Raw genomic sequence first — 24,866 nt, forward strand, 5'->3', positions numbered from 1 at the left:
AGGCGAAGTTGTCTCAAGATTAGCTAGGTAGTGGCCAGTTTATTAAATTAGGTTTGTTGTGAGAAATGTATTAATTGGATAGGGAAAGCTATTCAACTTATATCAGGCTTTTATTTTCAGGATAATGCGTGGCTTTGGATGCATTGGATAATCTCCTCCGCCTTTAAGATACCAATGTGTGAGATATACTGCCAGAATTGCTGCTGGTAATATCAGAAAGCCGCCGCCGATAAATAGTATCAGGGATATGATTGTATTGGGGATGCCGCAAATGCAGCCAATTATAACCAGTATTTTTAGAAACAAATTAGATGAAATATTAAAAATCCAACCTGTTATCATAATTAAAAGTATTAATATGGCAAAAAAAGCCATTATGAATATAATATCATTTATATTAAGTGTTATATTATCGGTAAATACTTTAACCAGCTTTAAAATTGGCATTTTTCCGCCGTCGGCAAAGAGTGCCAGCAACATAGGCCATGCACTGATGATTAAAGTGGACAAAGAGCATATTACGCGCCGTAAGAATGCTGCGCCAGTATATTCTTTTACCATGCTTATTCTCTCTTAATTATAGATATATCTAATCAAAATCTGATGATTCAGTAATCAAAAAAGTAAGATTTAACATTGTGTTTAATATCACAAGTTTTTTTTATTATAATTAAGTTTTCTTAAAATTACAAAAATTAATATTTTATATGTAGTAATATAAATTTGGTAGACAACTAAATGCTTATAAATCATGGTACACAGTTAATTGCTGACAGTTTGATGTTGCTATATATATCGCTATAGATAAAAGGTAATTTTTGCAATATGTGTCTGATATAATTGTTATTTGGTTGTTTAAGTTTAATTTTTACTGTTTAGAAGTATTAATTTTTTAATGATAAAATTATACTAAAATTGATATTGATAATTTTAATTAACATAAATATAATATGTTATACAATGTAAAATTGTGTATATAACTGAAAATTTATGGGGTGATGTGAGTTATTTTAAATCACAAGATTTTTTCTCTCGTTTAGGTTTTTCATTCGGTGCGTTAATTATTCCTGTAGCACCGTTTTGGATTAGTTTGTATTTTATTTTCCTCTGTATCCCATTTGGTGGGTATAAATCCACAGAATATGAATACTATATTATGTTGGTTTTAATCGTCACAGCCTGTTTTATCTTGGTTGTGCTTATATTAATGATTCTTGGATGGATCTTGAACTGTAAATCAAATTCTGTAATTAACACTATAGTGGTTACCGCGACATTTTGTGCCATTCCTCACGTGATAATTAGTTTTGTTCTTATGGCTGGTATTTTTATTTTGCCTTTGTATATATTAGCTGGTTATTTGGTTTACTGGTATTTAAAAGGAGGAGCAAAATATCAACCTAAAGTTAAACCTACATTGAAAATGAAGATTAAGTTAAGCTAATTAGACTTTGTAATTGATGCAGATAAAGCTTATATTTGAAGTTATTACTTTTTTAAATTCTAAAAGTCTTTAATAGTATGAGGTGTAACTAGAATTATTTTATATAAAAGTTATCTGAAGCTATGTTTAGTTTATGTATTATCTTTGATAAACGGTTCTTTAAGTTAACATAGATACTGGAATAAATATGGAAAAAGAATATACCGGTGCCACATTTGTAAAACGTTTTTTGATATCTCTAGGTTCCTTGATTATCGGTTCGCCATGTTTCTTTATCGGGATTGTAGGCGATGGAAAAGCTTTTCCAATTTTACGTTTTTTGCGCATTCTTCCGATGCCTGAATACATGGATGGTAGAGATATTTTTAATTTTACACTGGGTGTAATGGCTTTCTTTGCAACAGTAATATTATTAATCATGATGTTTGGGTGGGTATTTAATATTTCTTCTAATCGCTTTCTAAAAGTTCTTGTTGTTATTGGTTGTTGCTGTGGTTTACCTAATGCTTTTGTATGCCTGACAATTGGCAGTATGCTTATGGGAGTTGGTTTATTAATTTTGCCGGCAACTTGGTTAGCTTGTCATCTGACTACCTGGTATTTTGGGGACAGTCCTGGTGAAGCAATCAATCTTGATAGGTAGTTAATTAGTTTGTCTTTGCATGAAAATACTATTGAAAGTGTAAGTTAAAATATACATACAGAATTTCAATAAATAAAAATATTATTTTCTTGATGTGAAAAATATAAACTATTGAAAATAATGGGAGGCATGATGAAATACTTTATATCGTCAACATTTTTTTCTCGTTTAGCTATTTCAATTAGCGCAATGGTTAGCACCGCTGCTCCGATTTGGATTGTTTTCTATTTTAGTGGGTTGAATCTTATTTCTGATAAGACAAAGATTTCCCGTTTATTATGGTGTTGGTCAGGATATCTTGCTTCAATCATTATTGTTTTAATGATAATTGGGTGGGTAATTAATATTAAACCAAATTTATTTGTTAAAGGCATTGTTGTTATAGGAACATGTTGTGCAATTCCTCATGTTGTGTACAGTTTTATTATTTTAGCTGGATTTGTAATTTTACCTCTGGATATATTAGCTTGTTATTTAGTATATTGGTATATGAAAGGCTGGCAGACAGAACAATCTAAACCGAAGCCAGCTTTGAAAATGAAGATTAAGCTTAGTTAGTTCGAATTGCCACTTGGAGCGAGCAGATATTCCGTTGTAAAATGATAAATATTTAAATAATAAAAAGTTTTAATAATTAAGAGATGTAATTTTTATTATTGGGTTAATAAGAAAATATTTGAGGCCGTATTAGATTTGAAAATTTTATCGATATACAGGATTTTGAATTAATATAAATGTATAAAGGGAATAGGCATGGAAAAAGAATATACCGCAGAGGCATTTATATGGCGTTTTTTGTTCTCTTTAAATGCTTTTTTTATAGGTTTTCCTTGTTTTGTTATAGGAATTGTAGGTGTAGATAATAACGGGAGTTTTCCTATTCTCAGATTGCTCCATGTTCTGCCTATGCCACAAAACATGGATTCCGATGCTGCTATTTGTTTTTCACTCGGAGTAATGGCTTTTGTTGCAACAATAATATTTTTGATCATGATTTATGGGTGGCTTTTTAATGTATGTTCAAGTAAGTATCTAAAAATCTTGGTTGTTATTGGCTGTTGCTGTGGTATACCTAATGCTGTTTTATGTTTGTCGGTTGGAACTATGAGCTTTGGCATAGGAATGTTAATTTTGCCAGCTGTGATATTGTCTGTATATCTGACTATCTGGTATTTTAAAAACAGGTCTGGTGATGGGATGAGTCAGTCTTGATAGGTGGTACATATTTTGCAATAAATCCTACTTTTATTTTTTGCAATTTGCAAGATGACTGTAAGAAATTAATTTATGTAACGTTTTCTGAGCTTAAATATATTATGTTAATTACATTATCTAAAGATGGATTAGTCTTTAGTATTACAACTAACACTCGTGTACACTATATATTTTCCAGATACATATGAGCTGGTCAAGGATATACTTCTAGAGCAAATTTTTTTATTTTATGATTGTAGAAATGTGATTTATTTGTAAAATATAATTTTTACCACGGTAATATTTACCGTGGTAAACGTGTCACTGATATTAATAAATATTTGATTTATCTGCATACTGCTGCATGTATTTTTGCACAGTATCAACTATTGCTTGTGTTTGTGCGTCTATTTCCAGATTAATGCAATCATTTATCTGACAGGTTCCAAACAGTGTTCGGTTCATGGTTTCAGGAATCAGGTGTACATTAAATTCTGTTTCGGTTACATCTCCGATAGTAAGACTGCAACCGTTTAGGCCAATAAAGCCTTTGGTAAGAATATAGGGTGTGGCATTGTTTGGCAGTTTAAACCAGACAGTGCGATTATGCATGGTATCTTCAATTCTGGTGATGGTGGTGGTGGTGTAAATATGGCCGCTCATGATATGACCGCCAATTTCATCACCATAACGTGCCGCACGTTCAATGTTGATTTTATCTCCTACTCGTAGTTGCCCCAGATTGGTTCTTGCCAGACTTTCTGCCATAACATCGAAGCATACTTCGTCGCCGTTGATGGCGGTGATAGTAAGGCAACAACCATTATTGGCGATGGATGCGCCAATAGACAGGTTGTCATTGGTTCCTTGAGGCAGGCGTACCTGTAGGGTTCGTAGCTGGTGGTGTTCATGAATGGCGGTAACAATACCTAAACCTTGAACGATGCCTGTAAACATTTATTTAAACTTTCAATAATAATCAGATGTGTTGTTTATGTTTGGTTTGCGCAGCTTTTAAGCGTGCTTCTTTGCGAATGACACCCTCCTGAAAGCGGCGTGCCTGTTCTTCACTGCCAATACATAGTGGTGGTACTACATAGGCTTGCTGTTTTTATCAACAGCTACCATGCTGAAATCGCAGCTATTGGTATGGCGGGCACTGCGGTTCTGGATGTCCTCTGCTTCTACTCGGATTCCTACTTCCATGGAGGTATGTCCTACATGATTGACTGAGGCATAAAAAGTAACGAGTTCACCCACGTGAATGGGTTCTTTGAATATTACCTGATCTACAGATAATGTTACTACGTATTCGCCGGAATAACGACTGGCACAAGCATAGGCTACCTGATCCAACAGCTTGAGTAAATCGCCGCCGTGTACGTTACCATGAAAGTTTGCTAGTGCCGGAGTCATCAGTACGGACATGGAGAGTTGATGCTGTGTGCCTTGCGGTGGTAATGGTGTTGGTATCATGGAGTTACCTTTGATATGTGTTTATATGTTAATTATTGTATTTATGTGAAAAATTTTTTTATTATAGAGGTCATCAAAGGTTATAACCAGTGGCGTCTATGAAAATATGTTAACAGGGTAATGATGATGGTGACCATGAGGCCAAGTACTACGTAATAACTATAGTGCCAGTGCAGTTCAGGCATGTTGTCAAAGTTCATACCATATATGCCGGTCAGGACATTCAGTGGCATTACGATAATGGTAAATACGGTGAGCATGCGCATTTGTTCATTAAGGTGATTGGACTGATAGGATAAATGTACGTCCATCATGCCCATTACGGTATCGCGCGCGCTGTCAAGAGTTTCCATTAGTTGCTGGGTATGGTCGTAAACATCGAGTAAATAGACATGGATGTCTTTGCTGAACAGGGAGAATTCATTATGTACGATACGGCCAACAATATCTCGGATAGGCGATAGGGTACGCCGGAGGTTGATTGCATCGCGTTTTAGTTGGTGAATGGAAACCAGCAGGTTTTTATTGTTGTTACTAAATAGCTGTTTGTCTAATCCTTCAACGCGATTATCAAACTCATCTACTGTAACGAAGTAATCATCGACAATTCGATCCAGTAATGAATAAGCAAGAAAATCAATGCCTTTTTTATAGATATCTCTGTAATTGTGCTGGATGTATTCACGAATCACTTCCAGCAACCCCAGCGGTTCAAACTGAAAGGTGATGATGTAATTTTGTCCGATGATGATGTAAATCTGATTATATTGCAGTTTCAGTTTTTTGTAGGTAAAAACACGTGCAGCCACAAACAGGTAATGTCCGTAATTTTCGATTTTCGGGCGTTGTTTGCGACTCAGTATGTCTTCCATGGCCAATTCGTGGATGTTGAATGTTTCTAATAAGTGATGTAACTGTTCATTATCGGTGATTCCGATCAGATGAATCCAGGTAAGGCTGTCTTTTGAGGGAGTTGGTATGTTTTCAGTGCGTATATTGGTGCCGGTATAGCAGTGGTTATACAGTTCTCTGGATTTGATCTGGATGATAGTGAGTGACTGTGCCGGCATTTTGCTGACATTACTGCGATGTGCCAAACTGGGAAGGTTATGTATCTGAGGCAGTTTGTTACTGGAAACAGGTGGCGGTGTACTCATGGGGCATCCTTGATTAATCTGGGAATCAGATAGCCTTGATTTCTAGCTGTAACCCAATTTTGTGCCATAAAGTGGATTCTTGCAATAAGGCACTTGCGGTAAGCGGATTGTGTTTTAACCATTCTGCACCGATGTTAATAACCAGTTGTTTGGCGCTCTTGTGGTAGTGGATGTCACAATGGTTTACCGGTATCTGAATATCCTGCCGTGCCCGGCAGAATAATGCAGCTAGCCGGAGTGAAAGTATCCCTAGCCACAGCATTTCCTGTTGGCTGAATTCTACAATTTTACGCAGATCTCCACGTTGCCCCAGAACCATGGCGGCCAGAATGTGCTGTTCTTTGCGGGAAAAACCGGGCATATCTGCCTGATCAAGAATGTAGGCAGCGTGCTTGTGAAAGCCGGTATGGGAAATGTCTAGACCGATTTCGTGTAGTAAGGCTGCCCAGTGTACGTATTGTTGCCACTGTTCTGGATGATCTGGGGTAATGGATGCGGTTAGATGGCTGAATATCATTTGTGTCTGACTGGCCACTCTTTCTGCCTGAATGACATCAACATGATAGCGCTTTTGAAAGTCGGCAATAGTTTGATTGCGCATGTCGTCACCCAGTTGCCTTCCGATCATGTCGTAAAATACGCCATCGCGTAATGCCGCATCGGTTACAGTCATTTCGCTGATGTTCAGCTCGGCAAAAGCAGCAATCATGACAGCTAGTCCTCCGGCAAAAACTTCCATCCGATCTGATTTTAATCCTTCCAGTTTGGCTTTTTTAGTACTTCCTGCAGTGATAATGCGGTTGGCAATTTTATGCATTTGTGCGGCGGTGATGGCATCAATGGATTCGTCGCCAGCAGCAATAACATCGCGAATGGAACGTGCTGAGCCAGATGTGCCGATGGCGTAATTCCAGCCAATGCTTTTTAGTGCTACTGAAATACGCTGGATTTCGGCACGGGCATTGTTGACGGCAGCCTGAAAATTCTTGCTATTTATTTTACCGCGTGGAAAGAAACGCATACTGTAGGAAACGCAGCCGAGGCTGAGGCTTTCGGTAATAGCCGGCTGTAATTGATGTCCGATAACAAATTCAGTTGAGCCGCCACCAATATCGATAACCAGCATATTTTCACCTTTGGGCGGCAGGGTATGGACGACGCCAGTATAAATCAGACGTGCTTCTTCTCGTCCGGCAATAATATTGATGGGAAAGCCCAGTTTTGCTTCAGCCTGCGGTATAAACTGGCTGATATTTTTGGCCACGCGGAAGGTATTGGTGGCGACAGCTCGTACCTGATCCGGGTCAAAACCACGCAGCCGCTCTCCGAATCTGGCCAGACAGTTTAATGCGCGTTGCTGGGAGGCCTGATCAAGGTTTTTTTGTTCATCCAGACCGGCGGCCAGTCGTACCATTTCTTTTATGGAATCTACTACTTGCAGATTGCCGTTCTGGTTGTGACAAATCTGGAGACGAAAGCTATTGGAACCAAGGTCTACGGTGGCGAGCATGTCTTGCGCGGTCATAATGAAAATGTTTTAGCTTCAGATAAGTATAATGTTACCGTATAGCTGTCATCACTGCTATTAATGGCTGTGCTGCAATATGCTGATAGTAAAAATGATGCATAATTAACAGATTGTTTTTAATATGGTATGTGTTATTGTTGTGTTAAGAAGAAAGTGCCAGAACCGGGGAAATATGATTTTTCTGTATACCCGTGCTGAAAGATTTTAGCCGAAGGTAAGTTGTTTCAAGTTTATTTCACTGGTTACTAAGTAAGCAAATATGAATAAGACCGTTACACTTGCAGGATAATTGTGCTGCTTTGACTTTTATCCTGAAATGAACGGTCTGATGAATTAAGGCTGATAATATATCTGATTACAGGCTGTAATACATTTCAAATTCAAGCGGGTGTGGTGCCATGCGGATGCATTTTACATCTTCGCTCTTGAATGCGATGTAGCTGTCAATCCAGTCCTGACTGAATACTCCGCCACGGGTAAGGAATTCGTGGTCAGCCTTCAGGGCTTCCAGTGCTTCTTCCAGTGATGCACATACGGTTGGTACTAATGCATCTTCTTCTGGTGGCAGGTCGTACAGGTTTTTATCTGATGGATCACCTGGGTGAATTTTGTTTTGAATACCATCCAGACCAGCCATTAATAGTGCGGCAAAGGCTAAATAAGGGTTAGCGGTAGGATCCGGGAAGCGTGCTTCGATACGACGTGCTTTGGCACTGGCTACATACGGAATGCGGATAGAAGCTGAACGGTTTTTGGCAGAGTAGGCCAGTTTGGTTGGTGCTTCAAAATGTGGTACCAGACGTTTGTAGGAGTTGGTTGACGGATTGGTTAATGCATTCAGTGCTTTGGCATGTTTAATGATGCCGCCGATATAATACAATGCTAAGTCAGACAGACCGGCATAGCCATCACCGGAAAACAGGTTTTGACCATCTTTCCAGATAGACTGGTGTACGTGCATACCGGAACCATTGTCTCCCAGAATCGGTTTGGGCATAAAGGTGGCAGTTTTGCCAAAGTTGTGCGCAACATTCTGAATCACATATTTCATGTCTTGTGTCCAGTCTGCACGACGAACTAGGGTATTAAAACGGGTACCGATTTCCATCTGGCCAGCAGTAGCTACTTCGTGGTGATGTACTTCAACTGGGATACCAATAGCTTCCAGAGTCTGGGTGCAGGCTGAACGTAAATCCTGACCAGAATCTACTGGCGCAACCGGGAAATAGCCGCCTTTAACGCCCGGGCGGTGACCGGTATTTTGGCCATCATAAGATTCGCCGCTAGACCATGCTGCTTCTTCTGAATGAATTTTGTAGCGGGTGCCGCTCATATCGGTTTGCCATTCTACTCCATCAAACACGAAGAATTCTGGTTCTGGACCAAAGAAAGCGGTATCACCGATGCCGGTGGATTTCAGATAAGCTTCAGCACGTTTGGCGATGGAGCGTGGATCGCGATCATATCCCTGTCCATTGGCTGGATCGATTACATCACAGGTTAAAACCACGGTGGTGTCATCGTAAAATGGGTCAATAAATGCTGTAGATGCATCTGGTTTCAGAGTCATATCGGAAGCCTGAATGCCTTTCCAGCCAGCAATGGATGAACCATCAAAAGCCTGTCCGTTTTCAAACCATTCTTCCGGATCTTCCAGTACAATTCGGGCTGGTACGGATACGTGCTGCTGTTTGCCTTTTGTATCGGTAAAACGTAAATCAATGAACTTGGCTTCGCTTTCTTCAATCAGGCTAACTACTTCTTTTATTGACATTTTAAAGCTCCCATTAAGGTCTGGAGAGTGACGCACTCTCTTATAAGTTAGTCTGATTCTGCCACAATCGCTTTGTAAAAAAAATGCGCTGATGTAAAAAAACGCCGGCTTTGCAATGGTGGTTAATTTTATTCTTTTAAAAACATTGTGTTGTGGATATTCACTCTGGTTTATATCAGAATTTGAGAACTATGTGCCAATGTTGTCAGAAAGATGGTTCTGTGCCAATTCCAATTATGAGGCTAAGTATTTTTAAATGATTGGGTTTCTAGAGTGAATCTGGATCTGATGCGAGCTGTTGCTGTTGTTCAGTAGACCTAGGTTTTGCCGTTTAACGGGTAAAAATAATTTATGTTATTAATAGGCTGACTATTAATAATATCAGGAAAGTAAAGTGATTGCCTGATGTTTACCGGAGAGTTGTACCTAGGCCGTTGCTGTGCATTAAGCTGAAATTATCCAGTCAGTAGACAATGGTGGATTCTATAACTACCATCTAAATTATACTGGCCAGCAAAAACGGCTTGTCTCTGGATAAGATTGTGGTTATGCCGGTGTGGGCAATAGGGAAATCTAAACCGCTATAATTATCTGGCGTGGTGCTGTAGCCGCCATCAATATCATAGACTTCAGTGGGTGACCTTGTTTTTGCTGGTAACACCTGTTAATGCAATGTTTGATTAGTATACTTGTCTATTTATAGTTTTATTGTTAGGTCGACTTTGTAATTATAGTTATAACAGTTGTTTGAAATCGCTGGTAGTGTAGGATTGTTGCTCTTTTTTTGCTTGTAAGGCTGCAAGTAATGCCTGATAGCGGCTGCGGGTTAAGGGGTAGCCAATGGCAAAAAGTGCTGCCAGCAATCCTACCAGAGCATGAATCGAGGTATTTAGCTCCAGAATGGCGTGCAGGGCTTGTGGTGGCTGGGTGATAGTTTGCTGCCCGCTGGAAGAAATATAACCATGTCTGTCCATATAAAAACCGATAAACCAGATGGCTAGTGCGCTACCAAATTTTTGTAGAAACGACATTAAGGCAGTAATGGCACCTTCCCGCCGCTTGTCGTTGATAAAATCATCCAGTTCACATATGTCATACATCATTGAATAATAGACTGTCCAGAAATAGCTGTTGCCAAGCTGTAGTAATATTAAATACATAATCAGCATGTTTCTGTTTGGGAAACCATAAAAGTAGAATAACCCTGTGCCTATCGAACTGATGAACATAGAAAGATAATAGACGGTTTTCTTATCAAATTTTTGTGCGGTGTAATTCACTATAGGTAGCCAGACCAGAGCCAGCAGGCTATAAATTAAAAAGTTAAGTGCCGCATCTTGTTCACTATAGGCCATATTATTCAGGAATAAATAATAAAGTGCTCCGGTACTGAGGGTGTAGGCTGCTGACCAGAAAAAAACCGAAGCACCAAGAAATTTACTGGATGAAAGATGGCCAATTTCGAACATGTTGCTTAAAACTTCACCGATAAAAGCCACAGGGTGGTATTTGCCATCTACTCTGGGCTTTCTTTCACGGATAGGCAGTTCATAACCTCGGGTCAGATACCAGCAGGTAAGACCGCTTATCAGGGTTAAAATGGCAAATATTAAACTGACGCCGCGCCAGCTGCTGCTCACACTAAAGCCGGCATCAACAATCCATTTAACAATTAATGGCGGAGCGGAAGATGAAACAAGTACGGCCAAATTCAGGGCATAACCAGCCCATACACGAAGAGAAGTTCGTTCATCAAAGTTATTAGTCATTTCTGCGCCAAGGCTGTAGAAAGGAATCACATAGATTTTGTAAGCAGACCAGAACAGAATGGCCAGTATGGTGAAATATACAGTTTGTTGATTTACATTAAATGTTGAGATGTTTGTATATAAAAGCAGCATTAACAGGGCGTATGGCAGGATAGCTGCCAGCATCAGAGGTCTGCGTCGTCCCCAGTGTGAATTGATAGTGTCGGAAAACTGACCTACCAGCGGGTCTGCAATTGCATCCCAGATAACAGCAATCAGGACAATTGTGCCCGCCCGCCCAGCAGGAATACTGGCAACATTAGTCAGAAAAAACAGATAAAAAACATAAAAGAGATTATAAGCCAGCGAGTCTGCCATCTGTCCAATGGCATATCCCAGTTTAACATGTAATGGTAATTTATCTGATGCTTGAAGAATGGCAATCTGGTGAGTATGCATGATTCATCCCGAATAAATACTATATCAATTGTTTTGCACAGTGTTTGCGCAGAAACTAATAAATTTGCAGTTCAGATGCTGGCCAGTTATCAGATTGTTTTTTGAACTAGTGAGTTGATTAAAGCCAGCTGATTGATAAGTAGTTATGTGTTTACCTGGATGTAATCAGGCTGTAATTAGAATTAGTAGATAATACAAAAGTAAAATAGTTAATAATTTATAGATGATATAGTAAATTGAGGTTAATTATAAAGATTTTTTTTAATTGTTGCTAATTTGGTTCTTTATACGGGATAAATGCCAGTAGGTTATGGTCTGTAGAATATGGTTAGATTTTTGATGCAGAGTAAATTCTTGGTTGATGTGTTAGTTTGTGATTAGTAAATACATTAAATAATAGGATTTTTCGGGTAGTGCTGGTGCTGACATTAAGAAGGCAAATAGGGCAATATATTGTTTCCTGAATGTGGTTACCGTTTTGCTATTCATGCGTATAGTCTGGATAATAGTGACAATTATTTACACAGTAGAGTTGAGGTAAAGGGTGTGTTTGCAGTTTTTGGTAATCCAATAGCACATAGCCGTTCTCCGCAAATACATCAGGCTTTTGCAGCTCAGGAGAGGCGTAAGTTAATCTATGAACGACATTTGGTTTTAATTGATGATTTTGCGAGAGCTGCAAGGGAGTTTTTTGCTACAGGTGGGGTAGGAGCTAATGTTACTGTACCTTTTAAATACGAGGCTTTTAGACTGGCTGATGTGTTAACTGAGAGGGCAAAGGCAGCAAAAGCAGTCAATACCTTGTTCTGGCGCGATGGTTATTTGCTGGGGGACAATACTGATGGTATTGGGCTGGTGCACGCAATTGAGGAATTACTGTCTTTTTCATTGCATAACAGTCATATATTATTACTGGGCGCAGGTGGCGCCGCCTGTGGTGTGATTCAACCTCTTTTGCAGCAACAGCCGGCTTCATTAACGATTGCCAATCGCACTGTAGAAAAAGCACGAGTATTAGCACGGGAACATGCGGTGAACTGGTGTGAGCTAATTCAGATTGAACCGCATTATGATGTAATCATCAATGCGACTTCTGGCAGTCTGCATGGGCAGGAAGTACCTGTGGCGCCAATTGTGCTGGCACGGGCACAACTGGTATACGATATGATGTATGCGCGGGAGTTGACTCCTTTTTTGCTTCAGGCGCAGGCGGCTGGATGCACAAAATTGGCAGATGGTCTCAGTATGCTGGTGGCTCAAGCTGCGGCATCGTATGAAATATGGCATGGATTCAGGCCGGATATTAGGTCAGTAACCAGACAAATGCGCGAGGAAATGGAACAGTCATGAATATAGTGCGCAATTTGTTAATCGTTTTGGTGACAATATTTTTGTTGTTTAATGCTTATGTATATGGCAGCCTGTTAACATATCGGGCTGTAGCACCACACCGTACCATGTTTATGCTATTGCGTATGCATGAGCTAGCTACAACTCATCCTGATATCCAGTTAAATTATAAATGGATAGCTTACAACCGGATCTCGCCCAATCTGAAAAAAGCCCTGATTGCTTCGGAAGATGCCCGCTTTACTGAACATGACGGTTTTGACTGGAATGGTATTCGTACGGCAATTAAAAGAAATGAACATCAGGGCAAAATAGAGGCGGGTGGTTCAACTATCAGCCAACAATTGGCCAAAAATCTGTTTTTGTCTGAAAGTCGCCACTACTGGCGCAAGGCTGAAGAAGCGGTGATTACTTCTTTGCTCGAAGCAACTACCAATAAAGACCGGATCTTTACTTTATATCTGAATGTAATTGAATGGGGCTATGGTGTATTCGGGGCGGAAGCGGCAAGTGAAACAATATATGGGCGTACAGCGATGCAGTTGTCTGCGCAACAGGCAGCGAAGCTGGCTGCACGTGTACCCAGACCCCTTTATTACATCGACCATCCGCACGATAAAGAAATCCGCCGTAAAGCCAACGTGATTTTACGGCGCATGGGTTCGGCACAATTGCCGGATAACGACCAGTAACGGTGCAGGGTAATTAATAATAATTTAAACCACACTAGCTGCGCCGGCGCAGCTCTTCTACCTCATCAAGTAATTGCAAAATAAGAGCTGTTGCACTGGCACTGGCATCGAAATCGCGATGTATGCGCCATGCACGGCGGGCTATAGCCATGTGATAACCGGTATAACGCGCCAATTGTGGTTCCTGTTCAATGGGAATAACGCTTTCGGCAATTAAACTTAATATCCAGTTACTTTGATTGCCGCAGGCGCGAACTAGATCATCAAAGCTTAATTCTACATCTTGTTGATTATTATTCATTTTGCGCTCCTGCTGTCAAATATCAAATGTGGTTCTGAGGCTGAAAAGCGGCATAATGCGAGGCAAGTGCTTGCCATGCGGCACGATCGGTTTCGGTATTGGTTTGAGGCAACACAATATTGATTAACAGATATAAATCGCCAGCCTCTTTTGCGGGTATACCCTTACCTTTCAAACGCATTTTCTGACCGTTGTGACTATTGGCCGGAATATTGACACTTAATAATCCGGCTGGGGTGATGATATCGGTTTTACCACCTAATGCGGCTGTCCATGGCGCAACATTGATGCGTTGGTAAACATCTTTGCGATTTTGAACATACAGATTTTCCTGATTACGGAAGCTGATTTTTAAGTATAAATCTCCAGCTGCGCCACCATTAAAGCCCGGTAATCCCTGACCACTAAGCCGAATCTGTTGCCCTTCGGTAATACCTGCTGGAATTTTTACATTCAGAGTTTTCCGTTCGTATGTCATTTGTCTCTGAGTATTCAGGGTGGGCATATTTAATGACAGGTTGCGCTGAGCACCCTGATAGGCAGCGGAAATGTCAATCACTAACTCGGCATGCTGATCTTCACCACCCATCGGGCCAGTGCGATTCTGTTGAAAGCCATGCTGGCCACTGCTGCCAAAAGCAGAGAAGAAATCATCAAAGCGAAAGTCGCCGCTACCAAAAGCTCCGTTCTGACCAAAATGGCTGGGGTCAAACTCATATTGCTGATAGTTATAGCCATGATGGCTGCCATCATTTTGCTGACCGCCATGTCGGAAAGGGTTGTCCAACATTTCATCGTACTCGGCGCGTTTTTCCTTGTTGTGCAGAGTTTCGTAGGCGATGTTGATTTCACTGGTTTTGGCTACTGCATCAGGGTCTTTGCTGATATCTGGATGATATTTGCGTACCAATTTGCGATAGGCTTTTTTTATATCGTCTTCGCTGGCTTTGCGGTCTACACCCAGAATTTCATAAAAATTGCGTTCAGCCATGTTCTGTCCTTTGCGGGAATTTCTTTAGATTTTTCAAATTACTATTGTATTTTAATTGAGGGCGTACGGCTAAATTTTAAAGAGGGTAAGTTATATCGGTAGAAGATGTTTTATGTATTTTGAGTTGATATCTATTAATATTTGTTAATATATAACTGAATTTATTGACTAATACTTTTAGAGATTATTCATCGCAGTACATTCTGATTGAATCTGAATAAAATAAAATCAGTATGTTATGAAAAAAGTAGTAAGCTATACACGTACACCAAAGTAAAAGTTAAATTTTCAGCATTGGGCTAATCAAAAGCAAAATGATAAATTTTTGAGTAAATAAATAGGGGTGTTGTGAAAACATGATTTGAAAACGATACTATATGAATAGTTAAGTATTTACAGTTTAAGTTTTTATTATTAAAAATATAAAAATTATTTTGTCGGAATCATGCAGCTTGCAATTTTTGCAATTTCTGCGGTGAACAAGCTTGGTTATCCATAGCTAAAATGTCTGTATAGATAATGTTTATTTACGGTTATTGCATGTGAATCATTGTATTGATGTTCAGAACAGATTTTTTTTCTGGGAAATATCAAAATAAATAGAAAACGTTAATGATAAATGCATATTATTAAGATTATAATTGATTCTATTTACTTTTATTTTATTTAATTACCTAAAATTGTTATTTGGAAGGATAGTTAAATGTCTGAATTATATTAATTTGTGATGATTCGTTTGTTTGTTTTAAATCAGAAAATTGGTGTAAAAAGACATTGCTGTTTATGCATTACACTGGTACGATTTGGGCGAAAATACAGTATGTTGCACCACAATAATATATGCTTTTCTGAATTCAGATTATGCAGATTTATTGTAAGTTGTTTGAATTTATATGTATTTTTTTAATCAGTTTGGTAAAGAAATTGGTTAAAAAAAGAAAATAATAGATGAAATAGCAACAACATAAAGTGTTTTGTTCATGACTCAATCCCATATGAAAGAGGATATTGCTATGTCTGCTGACTTCCATGATCAAGATATCGATCCGATTGAAACCCAGGAATGGCTGGATTCGTTAAGTTCGGTGCTGAAAGAAGAGGGACCCGAACGCGCTCATTATTTGATGGAAAGCTTGGTGCGCTATATTCGCCGCCGAGGCATCTATATGCCATTCAGTGCCACTACAGCCTATCTGAATACTATTCCTGTTGGTAAAGAAAAAAAATCACCGGGTAATCATGAATTAGAGCATCGCATTCGTTCATTGGTGCGCTGGAATGCAGCAGCACTGGTGTTAAATGCAAGCAAGAAGAATCTTGAGCTTGGTGGCCATATTGCCAGCTTTCAGTCATGCGCCACTTTATACGATGTTGGCTTTAATCATTTCTGGCACGGTAAAACAGAAAATCAGGAAGGCGATTTAATATTCTTCCAAGGACATAGTGCGCCTGGTTTCTATGCCCGTGCTTTCGTTGAAGGTCGTCTGACTGAAGAACAGATGCGTAATTTCCGTCAGGAAGTGGATGGTAATGGTCTGTCTTCCTACCCTCATCCGTGGCTGATGCCTGATTTTTGGCAGTTCCCGACCGTATCTATGGGGCTGGGCGCAATACAGGGCATTTATCAGGCACGCTTGCTGAAATATCTAGAATCTCGAGGTCTGGCCAAGACTCAGGGTCGTAAGGTATGGGTATTCTGTGGCGACGGTGAAATGGACGAACCGGAAAGTCAGGGTGCTATTGCGCTGGCTGCCCGTGATGGTCTGGACAATTTGATTTTTGTTGTGAACTGTAATTTGCAGCGTCTAGATGGTCCGGTACGTGGTAACGGAAAAATCATTCAGGAATTGGAAGGTAACTTCCGTGGTGCGGGCTGGAATGTACTGAAAGTAATCTGGGGCAGCAAATGGGATGCACTGCTGGCACAAGATAAAGATAATCTACTGAAAAAACGCATGGAAGAGTGTGTTGACGGTGATTATCAGATGTATAAATCACAAAATGGTGCCTATGTCCGTGAACACTTCTTCAATACGCCTGAACTAAAAGCCATGGTGGCAAATATGTCAGACGATGAAATCTGGTCACTGAATCGTGGTGGTCATGATCCACACAAAGTTTATGCGGCATATTACGAAGCAGTGAATAATCCGGATGGTCGTCCGACAGTGATTCTGGCTAAAACCATTAAGGGCTATGGTATGGGCGCTTCCGGTGAAGCACAAAACACTGCCCATCAGGCCAAGAAAATGGATATGAAATCTTTGAAACAGTTCCGTGATCGCTTCCAGATTCCGGTAACTGATGAAGAGATGGAACACACTCTCCCGTTCTTCCGTCTGCCTGAAGACAGCGAAGAAATGAAATATATGAAAGAGCGCCGTGCCGAGCTCGGCGGCTTCCTGCCATATCGTCATCCAGATTCTGAACAACTGACTATTCCTGCACTGAGCGAGTTTGCTCCGCAGTTGCAGGACAGTGGTGACCGTGAGTTCTCTACCACTATGGCGTTTGTACGTATTCTGAGTACATTACTTAAAGATAAGAATATCGGTAAACGTGTGGTTCCGATTGTGCCAGATGAAAGCCGTACTTTTGGGATGGAGGGTCTGTTCCGTCAGTATGGTATCTGGAATCCAAAAGGCCAGATTTATACGCCTCAGGATCATGACCAGTTGATGTTCTATAAAGAATCCAAAAACGGTCAGATTTTCCAGGAAGGTATTAACGAACCGGGTGCCATGAGCTCGTGGATTGCAGCAGCCACCAGCTATTCCAATAACGATTATCCGCTGATTCCATTCTATATTTATTATTCAATGTTTGGTTTCCAACGTATTGGTGACTTGGCTTGGGCTGCTGGTGATCAGCGTGCTCGTGGCTTTATGCTGGGCGGTACCTCTGGCCGTACGACACTAAATGGTGAAGGTTTGCAGCATCAGGACGGTCACAGCCATATTCAGGCTGAGTTGATTCCAAATTGTATCTCTTATGATCCGTCCTTCTCTTATGAAGTGGCTGTGATTATTCAGAATGGTATGCACCGTATGTATGTAGAACGTGAGGATGTGTTCTATTACATTACTTTGATGAACCAGAATTACAAACATCCGGCCATGCCACAGCGTGAAGGTATTGAGCAGCAGATTCTAAAAGGTATGTATCTGTTGCAGGAAGGAACTGGCGGCAAGCAAAAAGTACAGTTGATGGGTTCCGGTGTGATTTTGCAGGAAGTAATTGCTGCTGCAGAACTGCTGAAACAGGATTTTGATGTAGATGCGAATATCTGGAGTGTTACTTCATTTAATGAACTGTATCGCGATGGTATTGATATTGAGCGTTACAATCGTCTGCACCCGACTGATACACAGAAAGTACCTTATGTAACCCAGTTGCTATCTGGTCACGAAGGCCCAGTTGTAGCTTCAACTGATTATGTACGTCACTTTGCTGACCGAATCCGCGCCTATGTTCCGCAGGATATCTTTACTGTGCTGGGTACTGATGGCTTTGGTCGCAGTGATTCCCGTGACAATTTGCGTGAATTCTTTGAAGTCAACCGTTACCACGTTGCGGTGGCCGCTCTTAACGGTCTGGCTGATGAAGGTAAGATCAGCAAACAGGTTGTACAGGATGCCATCAGTAAATATGGTATCAAGGCTGATGTTGAACCAAGCTGGACACGCTAATGAACCGACTGCCTGAATGTGTATCACTTTCAGGCAGGTTGTGTTGGCTGTAGAGGCTAACGATTGTCGGACGCAGGTGTATCCTGCTGTCACCAAAGGACATAATGATGAGTCAGATTGTAGAAATAAAAGTGCCAGATATCGGTAATTATACTGGTGTCGATGTTATTGATGTGGCAGTCAAGGTTGGCGATAGTATTGCGGTAGACGATACCTTGATTACGCTCGAAACCGATAAGGCCACTATGGATGTACCTGCTGATCATGCTGGTGTAGTTAAAGAAGTGCTGGTTAAAGTAGGCGATAAAGTTTCTGAAGGCAGTGTAATTGTAAAAGTGGAAGCTACCGATGCTGTGGCAGCTCCTTCAGTAGCTGAAGCACCAGCTAAAGCGGAAGCCACTACTAAAAGTGCCGCTGGTGCTGCTGTACAGTCAGTTGCGGTAAATGTACCTGATATCGGCAACTTCTCGAATGTAGATGTGATAGAGGTGGATATTAAGGTAGGTGATGAAGTGGCTGTTGACCAGACGCTGGTTACCCTCGAAACTGATAAAGCCACCATGGATGTACCGTCTACAGTTGCCGGCAAGGTAACTGCTGTACATGTAAAAGTAGGTGACAAGGTTTCGGAAGGCAGTGCCCTGATTGAAGTAGCTGCTGCATCAGCCAGTGCTGACGCAAATATACCAGCAACATCAGCGCAAAAAGAAGCCGCAGAAATTAAAAAACAGGTTGCTGCAACTCCATCGGCTGAAAACAATGATTTACGTGCCGAAATTAAAAGTCATGTTCCACAAGCTTTTGGTAGCTCGGATATTGATGAAAAAGGCTTTGAAAAAGCTCATGCCAGCCCATCTGTTCGCAAACTTGCTCGTGAGCTGGGTGTAGATCTGGGACGTGTAACTGGCAGTGGCCGTAAAGGACGTATTACACCAGTAGACTTGCGTGGCTTTGTTAAGTCTGTGATGCAGAAAATTGAACAGGGTGGTGCAGGTGCTTCTCTTGGTGGTGGGCTGGATTTATTGCCATGGCCAAAAGTAGATTTCAGCAAATTTGGTGAAATCGAAGTTAAAGAACTGTCACGCATCAAGAAAATATCCGGTCAGAATCTGGCGCGTAATTGGGTAATGATTCCTCATGTTACTTTGCATGAAGATGCAGACATGACTGATCTGGAAGCATTCCGCAAACAATTGAATAAAGAATGGGAACGAGCTGGTATTAAAGTATCTCCGCTAGCTTTCATCATTCTGGCCTGCGTGAAAGCTTTACAGGAGTTTCCAGAATTCAATTCTTCGCTTGATGGCGATAACTTGATTCTGAAAAAATACATCCATATCGGCTTTGCTGCAGATACACCGAATGGTCTGGTAGTGCCGGTTATCAAGAATGCCGACCAGAAAGGCCTGAAGGAAATCACGCAAGAACTAGCCGACATGAGTAAACGTGCACGTGAAGGCAAGCTCAAACCGCAGGAAATGCAAGGCGCTTCCTTTACTATTTCTTCTTTGGGTGGTATTGGCGGCACAGGATTTACGCCGATTGTTAATGCTCCGGAAGTAGCCATTCTAGGTGTATGTAAATCCCAAATTAAACCAAGCTGGAATGGCAAGGAATTTGAACCACGCTTACAATGCCCGCTGTCGCTTTCTTTCGATCACCGTGTGATTGATGGTGCAGCCGGTATGCGTTTTCTGGTATTTATCAGCCAGTTGCTGGCTGATTTCCGCCGCGTATCTCTGTAAGTCTTTAATCAGAGGCTGCCCGAAAACAGATTGGTTTCTGGCAGCCTGTGTACATGAAATACAGGTAAATTCTGTTGTGATAATCGCAACAGTCAAGCAAAGGTTAGACCATGAGCTTAATTGAACTAAAAGTACCAGATATTGGCAATTATCAAAATGTTGATATTATTGCGGTAGAAATCAAACCGGGCGATTCTGTTGCGGTAGATGATACGCTGATCACGCTGGAAACTGACAAAGCCACCATGGATGTACCGGCAGAGACTGCCGGTGTGGTGAAGGAAGTTAAAGTTAAAGTTGGCGACAAAATTTCTGAAGGCGGTGTAATTGCAGTAATAGAAGCTGCTGCCAAAGCAGAAACAGCAGCCTCTGTGCCAACAGAAAGCGCACCGGCAACCGCACCGCAAGCAGCCAGTTACAGTGGCAGCAGTGATGCCGAATACGATGTAGTAGTACTTGGTGGTGGCCCCGGTGGCTATTCAGCTGCTTTTGCTGCTGCCGATGAAGGGTTGAAAGTTGCCATCGTTGAACGTTATGCTACTTTGGGAGGCGTGTGTCTAAATGTAGGCTGTATTCCTTCCAAGGCTTTGTTGCACAATGCAGCGGTTATTGATGAAGTTAAAGAGCTCAAAGCTAATGGCATTGAGTATCCGGCACCAAAAATTGATATTGACCAGTTGCGTAGCTACAAAGAAAAAGTAGTAGCTAGGATGACCGGTGGTTTGGCTGGTATGGCCAAAACCCGTAAAGTGGACATTATCCGTGGTAATGGCCGTTATATTGATCCACATCACATTGAAGTAAAATTAACTTCAGGTGAAGGCAGGGTTGAAACTGGTGAGACGACAACACTGACCTTCAAAAACACCATTATTGCCGCTGGTAGCCGTGTAGTTAATTTACCGTTTATCCCTGAAGATCCTCGTATCGTCGATTCAACCGGTGCACTGGCACTGAAATTTGTGCCTGAAAAAATGCTGATTATCGGTGGTGGCATCATCGGTTTGGAAATGGGTACAGTGTACAGCACACTGGGCGCACGTCTAGATGTAGTTGAAATGATGGACGGCCTAATGCAGGGTGCTGACCGAGATATGGTAAGAATCTGGCAGAAGAAAAACGAGCACCGCTTCGATAATATTATGCTGAATACCAAAACCACGGCTGTTGAAGCCAGAGAAGATGGTATTTATGTAACGTTTGAAGGAGCGAAAGCGCCTACAGAACCTCAACGCTATGATCTGGTATTGGTGGCTGCTGGTCGTGCACCTAATGGTAAGTTAATTGGTGCTGAGAATGCCGGTGTAGCTGTAACCGATCGTGGTTTTATTAATGTTGATAAGCAAATGCGCACTAATGTGCCACATATTTTTGCAATTGGCGATATTGTTGGCCAGCCGATGCTAGCGCATAAGGCCGTACATGAAGCTCATGTAGCCGCAGAAAACTGTGCTGGTCATCAGGCTTACTTTGATGCACGAGTGATTCCGGGCGTAGCTTACACCAACCCAGAAGTAGCATGGGTTGGCATGACAGAAGACCAAGCGAAAAAAGAAGGTGTGAAAATCAACAAGGCAGTATTCCCATGGGCAGCTTCCGGTCGTGCTGTAGCTAACGGTTGCAGCGAAGGAGCTACCAAGCTGATTTTTGATGCAGATAGTGGTTTGATTATTGGTGGTGCGATTGTTGGCCCAAGTGCCGGCGATATGATTGGTGAAATCTGTCTGGCTATTGAAATGGGTTGTGATGCAGACGACATCGGTCGGACAATCCACCCACATCCGACACTGGGTGAATCAATAGGCATGGCTGCTGAAGTGGCAATGGGTACTTGTACCGATTTACCGCCTCAGCGTAAAAAATAAGTAGTAAAAAGTTTTTATTGCAGGCTGTTCGAATATATTCGAACAGCTTTTTTTATTGGTTGGAAATAACTATTGCTGGATATTAACTTTTGTTTGCTAGAATTTAACTTTTAATACAAAGAATATAGACATTTAATCAGCAAGCCATATTTAATCGTTCCAGCACGGTATTTATTCAGTTATTATCAGGATTAATATGCAGCTGAATCATTATCTGCATGTTGCTGTAAGCTTATATTTTTATTAATCAGTCTGAGTACAAATTTAATGAATATGAACAGCAAAAAGCATTCTAATATTACTCCATGGATTATTGGCGGACTAGTAATACTGGTAACAATCACCCTGTTTATCGGGCTAAAACCAATTTTGATGCCGTTTGCGGCAGCCGGCGTATTAGCTTACATTTTGAATCCATTGGTACAAAAACTGCATCGTTTGAAAATCTCGCGCTCAGTAGCAGCCATGCTAGTAATGTTGCTTGGGCTGAGTGTAATTGTGATTTTGTTACTGATTGTTGTGCCGATGCTGATTAATCTGATCGACAACATTTATGCTAAATTGCCTGATTTTCTCAACTGGGTTCATTATAAGCTTGTTCCTTGGTTGAATCAGACTTTTCACATACGCATTCGCTGGGATATGGATTATATATCCAGATACGTAGCTCAATGGATTCAAACACATAATGCCAGTATTAAGGATGCTGCTTCAAAGGTATTGCCTATGGTGTGGCAGCATGGCAGTGGTATGGTGGAATGGATTACCAATCTGCTGTTATTGCCTTTTCTACTATACTATTTTCTACTGGACTGGAATCGCTGGACATCAGGTATCCGCCATTTGATTCCTCGTCGTGCTTTACCTACTTACAATCGCATAGCCACCAATATGGACACAGTACTGGGCGCATTCCTGCGTGGTGAATTGCTGGTTATGGTAATCATGGGAATGGTTTATGGGCTGGGGCTTGCTCTGGTAGGACTGGAATCTGGTTTTGCGATTGGTATGGTTGCCGGTTTACTGGTGTTTATACCTTATCTGGGAGCCTTTACCGGCCTGCTACTGGCAACACTTGCTGCTTTATTGCAGTTTGATGGCTGGACGGGATTGTTAATGGTGTGGGGAGTTTTTGCAGTTGGTCAGTTTCTGGAAAGCTTCTTTGTTACCCCGAAAATTGTGGGTGACAGGATTGGTTTGTCGCCATTCTGGGTGATTTTTTCGTTAATGGCATTCGGGCAGCTACTTGGTTTTGTTGGCATGTTGCTGGCACTGCCGTTGGCAGCGGTATGTCTGGTGCTGATTCAGGAAGGGACGCAGGCATATTGGCGCAGTGATTACTTTCGTCAGCTACCGGAAAATGCCATCATTAAGGACGAAAAAACAGACTAAGACAAGTAATCTTAATTACTTGTCTGTATCGGTTGCCAGCTAAAAAACAACAGGGGCACTTGCATTTATGCTGCGAAGTCATTAAAATTCTGCGTTTCATGATTTGTATATGTATGTTAGGAGATATTGATGGCCAATAGTGCACAATCTCGTAAGCGCGCTCGTCAGGCACTGAAACAACGTGCTCACAACGCAAGCTTGCGTACCGCTTTTCGCACTGCGGTTAAAAAAGTATTGAAAGCCGTTGAAGCAGGTGACAAAGCTGCCGCTCAGGTTACTTACAGCGAAAGCGTTAAAGTGATTGATCGCATTGCTGATAAAGGTGTTTTTCATAAAAACAAAGCAGCACGCCATAAAAGCCGCTTGGCTGCCAAAATCAAGGCTATGGCTGCCTAAGCAAATTTCTGTCATCGCATGAGACGATTCTCGTGATTGCAATTATTACAAGGCTGTTCCCATTGTGGGCAGCCTTATGTTCTATTTTTGCCTATTATAACCCTGCCGTTTTTATTCCACTAAAACCTTATATTTCTGAAATGTTAATGCTGGTGATGCTATCTATGGGCATGACATTGAAAATTGAGGATTTCACCCGAGTACTGAAACGGCCAGCTCCTATAGTAGCTGGTATTGGTCTGCATTACCTGATTATGCCTCTGGCAGCATGGCTGATTGCCAAGATGCTGAATATGTCAGCAGAATTACAGGCAGGTATGGTGCTGGTAGGGTGTGTAGCCAGCGGTACTGCTTCCAATGTAATGGTATTTTTATCCAAGGGCGATGTGGCACTATCGGTAACTATTAGTGCTTTATCTACCATAGTAGGTATCTTTGCAACGCCCTTACTGGCAAAACTATATATTGCTGCATCTATTGCTGTGCCAGTTATGAATATGTTGAAGGAAATCTTCCTGATTGTGGCTTTACCTATTGCCATAGGGGTAAGTATTAATTATTTTGTGCCGCAACTGGTAAAAAAGGTTGTGCCTTCACTGCCGTTGATAACCATGTGCTTGATTATCGTAGTCTTATCTACAGTGGTATCACTAAGCAGTAATAAAATTGGAATTGAAACAGCAATAGTTGTTATAGGTGTAATTCTGCATAATGCTCTGGGGCTGATTGGTGGTTACTGGGGTGGACGTTTGTTTGGTTTTGATAAATCCATCTGCCGTACGCTGGCACTGGAGGTAGGTATGCAGAATTCTGGTCTGGCTGCTGTATTGGGTTCTAACTTTTTTGGACCGATGGCTGCTTTACCGGGTGCAATATTCTCTCTGTGGCATAATATTTCTGGCTCGTTTCTGGCCAGCTACTGGTCTGGAAAGCCTACAGGCACCAGTAATGACCATCTGAAGCGTGGGGATGTCAGTTTGCATTGATAGTAGCATTAGAAAAAGCCCGATTATTTAATCGAG

General features: G+C 41.3%; 20 protein-coding genes and 1 pseudogene. 12 read left to right on the forward strand and 9 right to left on the reverse strand.

What is annotated here, in order from left to right; genetic code table 11:
* Nucleotides 1-102: 102 nt before the first annotated feature.
* Entirely contained in the window at nt 103-561 is a 459-nt protein-coding gene (locus BHC51_RS12370; RefSeq protein WP_100098764.1) for a hypothetical protein, read from the reverse strand.
* A gap of 439 nt (nt 562-1,000) precedes the next feature.
* On the opposite strand from BHC51_RS12370, the gene BHC51_RS12375 reads away from it, so the two are divergent.
* From BHC51_RS12375 to BHC51_RS01445, 4 genes are all read left to right on the forward strand, one after another.
* Complete coding sequence (locus tag BHC51_RS12375) at nt 1,001-1,444, forward strand: hypothetical protein (RefSeq protein WP_143558727.1); 444 nt, start codon at nt 1,001-1,003, stop codon at nt 1,442-1,444.
* A 187-nt stretch (nt 1,445-1,631) separates the two neighbouring features.
* Nucleotides 1,632-2,087 carry a hypothetical protein gene (locus tag BHC51_RS01435; protein ID WP_100098766.1) on the forward strand — a complete coding sequence of 152 codons (456 nt, stop codon included), beginning with the start codon at nt 1,632-1,634 and terminating at the stop codon, nt 2,085-2,087.
* Nucleotides 2,088-2,216: 129 nt separating this feature from the next.
* A complete protein-coding gene (locus BHC51_RS01440; protein WP_180296399.1) occupies nt 2,217-2,645 on the forward strand; it encodes a hypothetical protein in 429 nt (142 codons plus the stop codon).
* 195 nt (nt 2,646-2,840) lie between these two features.
* On the forward strand, nt 2,841-3,299 hold the full coding sequence (locus BHC51_RS01445; RefSeq protein ID WP_100098768.1) for a hypothetical protein: 459 nt from the start codon (nt 2,841-2,843) through the stop codon (nt 3,297-3,299).
* 312 nt (nt 3,300-3,611) lie between these two features.
* Here the strand turns inward: BHC51_RS01445 and BHC51_RS01450 are convergent, their stop codons facing one another.
* The 6 genes and pseudogenes from BHC51_RS01450 to BHC51_RS01475 all read right to left on the reverse strand — a co-directional run bounded on the left by BHC51_RS01450 (nt 3,612) and on the right by BHC51_RS01475 (nt 11,423).
* Nucleotides 3,612-4,238, reverse strand: coding sequence for a riboflavin synthase subunit alpha (locus BHC51_RS01450; RefSeq protein WP_100098769.1), 627 nt, complete (start codon nt 4,236-4,238; stop codon nt 3,612-3,614).
* Between the two features lie 22 nt (nt 4,239-4,260).
* Nucleotides 4,261-4,757 (reverse strand): annotated as a pseudogene (locus BHC51_RS01455) (acyl-CoA thioesterase).
* 80 nt (nt 4,758-4,837) lie between these two features.
* Nucleotides 4,838-5,914 carry a magnesium/cobalt transporter CorA gene (gene corA / locus BHC51_RS01460; RefSeq protein WP_100098770.1) on the reverse strand — a complete coding sequence of 359 codons (1,077 nt, stop codon included), beginning with the start codon at nt 5,912-5,914 and terminating at the stop codon, nt 4,838-4,840.
* 25 nt (nt 5,915-5,939) lie between these two features.
* A complete protein-coding gene (gene ppx, locus BHC51_RS01465; protein ID WP_100153151.1) occupies nt 5,940-7,439 on the reverse strand; it encodes an exopolyphosphatase in 1,500 nt (499 codons plus the stop codon).
* 358 nt (nt 7,440-7,797) lie between these two features.
* Nucleotides 7,798-9,216, reverse strand: a complete 1,419-nt coding sequence (glnA, locus tag BHC51_RS01470; RefSeq protein WP_100098772.1) for a type I glutamate--ammonia ligase — start codon at nt 9,214-9,216, stop codon at nt 7,798-7,800.
* Between the two features lie 734 nt (nt 9,217-9,950).
* Nucleotides 9,951-11,423: an MFS transporter gene (locus tag BHC51_RS01475; RefSeq protein ID WP_100153152.1), complete on the reverse strand. Its 1,473-nt coding sequence runs from the start codon at nt 11,421-11,423 to the stop codon at nt 9,951-9,953.
* 546 nt (nt 11,424-11,969) lie between these two features.
* Here BHC51_RS01475 and aroE point away from each other — a divergent pair.
* Together aroE and mtgA are read left to right on the forward strand one after the other, a co-directional pair.
* On the forward strand, nt 11,970-12,773 hold the full coding sequence (aroE, locus tag BHC51_RS01480) for a shikimate dehydrogenase (RefSeq protein WP_100153201.1): 804 nt from the start codon (nt 11,970-11,972) through the stop codon (nt 12,771-12,773).
* A complete protein-coding gene (gene mtgA / locus BHC51_RS01485) occupies nt 12,770-13,465 on the forward strand; it encodes a monofunctional biosynthetic peptidoglycan transglycosylase (RefSeq protein WP_100098775.1) in 696 nt (231 codons plus the stop codon). The genes aroE and mtgA overlap by 4 nt, the downstream gene beginning before the upstream one ends.
* A gap of 34 nt (nt 13,466-13,499) precedes the next feature.
* Here mtgA and BHC51_RS01490 read toward each other — a convergent pair whose 3' ends face one another.
* Nucleotides 13,500-13,766, reverse strand: a complete 267-nt coding sequence (locus BHC51_RS01490) for a chaperone modulator CbpM (protein WP_100098776.1) — start codon at nt 13,764-13,766, stop codon at nt 13,500-13,502.
* 22 nt (nt 13,767-13,788) lie between these two features.
* Nucleotides 13,789-14,757 carry a DnaJ C-terminal domain-containing protein gene (locus BHC51_RS01495; RefSeq protein ID WP_100153153.1) on the reverse strand — a complete coding sequence of 323 codons (969 nt, stop codon included), beginning with the start codon at nt 14,755-14,757 and terminating at the stop codon, nt 13,789-13,791.
* A 980-nt stretch (nt 14,758-15,737) separates the two neighbouring features.
* Here BHC51_RS01495 and aceE point away from each other — a divergent pair.
* The 6 genes from aceE to panS all read left to right on the forward strand — a co-directional run bounded on the left by aceE (nt 15,738) and on the right by panS (nt 24,830).
* A complete protein-coding gene (gene aceE / locus BHC51_RS01500) occupies nt 15,738-18,446 on the forward strand; it encodes a pyruvate dehydrogenase (acetyl-transferring), homodimeric type (RefSeq protein WP_373885643.1) in 2,709 nt (902 codons plus the stop codon).
* Between the two features lie 107 nt (nt 18,447-18,553).
* Complete coding sequence (gene aceF, locus BHC51_RS01505) at nt 18,554-20,191, forward strand: dihydrolipoyllysine-residue acetyltransferase (RefSeq protein ID WP_100123692.1); 1,638 nt, start codon at nt 18,554-18,556, stop codon at nt 20,189-20,191.
* Nucleotides 20,192-20,301: 110 nt separating this feature from the next.
* The gene (gene lpdA / locus BHC51_RS01510; protein ID WP_100153154.1) at nt 20,302-22,056 is read left to right on the forward strand and encodes a dihydrolipoyl dehydrogenase; all 1,755 of its coding nucleotides are present in this window, start codon (nt 20,302-20,304) and stop codon (nt 22,054-22,056) included.
* 273 nt (nt 22,057-22,329) lie between these two features.
* On the forward strand, nt 22,330-23,448 hold the full coding sequence (locus tag BHC51_RS01515; protein WP_100098917.1) for an AI-2E family transporter: 1,119 nt from the start codon (nt 22,330-22,332) through the stop codon (nt 23,446-23,448).
* A gap of 129 nt (nt 23,449-23,577) precedes the next feature.
* Entirely contained in the window at nt 23,578-23,844 is a 267-nt protein-coding gene (gene rpsT, locus BHC51_RS01520) for a 30S ribosomal protein S20 (RefSeq protein WP_025330392.1), read from the forward strand.
* Nucleotides 23,845-23,876: 32 nt separating this feature from the next.
* A complete protein-coding gene (panS, locus tag BHC51_RS01525) occupies nt 23,877-24,830 on the forward strand; it encodes a ketopantoate/pantoate/pantothenate transporter PanS (protein ID WP_100153155.1) in 954 nt (317 codons plus the stop codon).
* Nucleotides 24,831-24,866 lie beyond the last annotated feature (36 nt).

Origin of the sequence: Snodgrassella alvi (genome assembly GCF_002777745.1) — a bacterium.
GTDB lineage: Bacteria > Pseudomonadota > Gammaproteobacteria > Burkholderiales > Neisseriaceae > Snodgrassella > Snodgrassella alvi_D.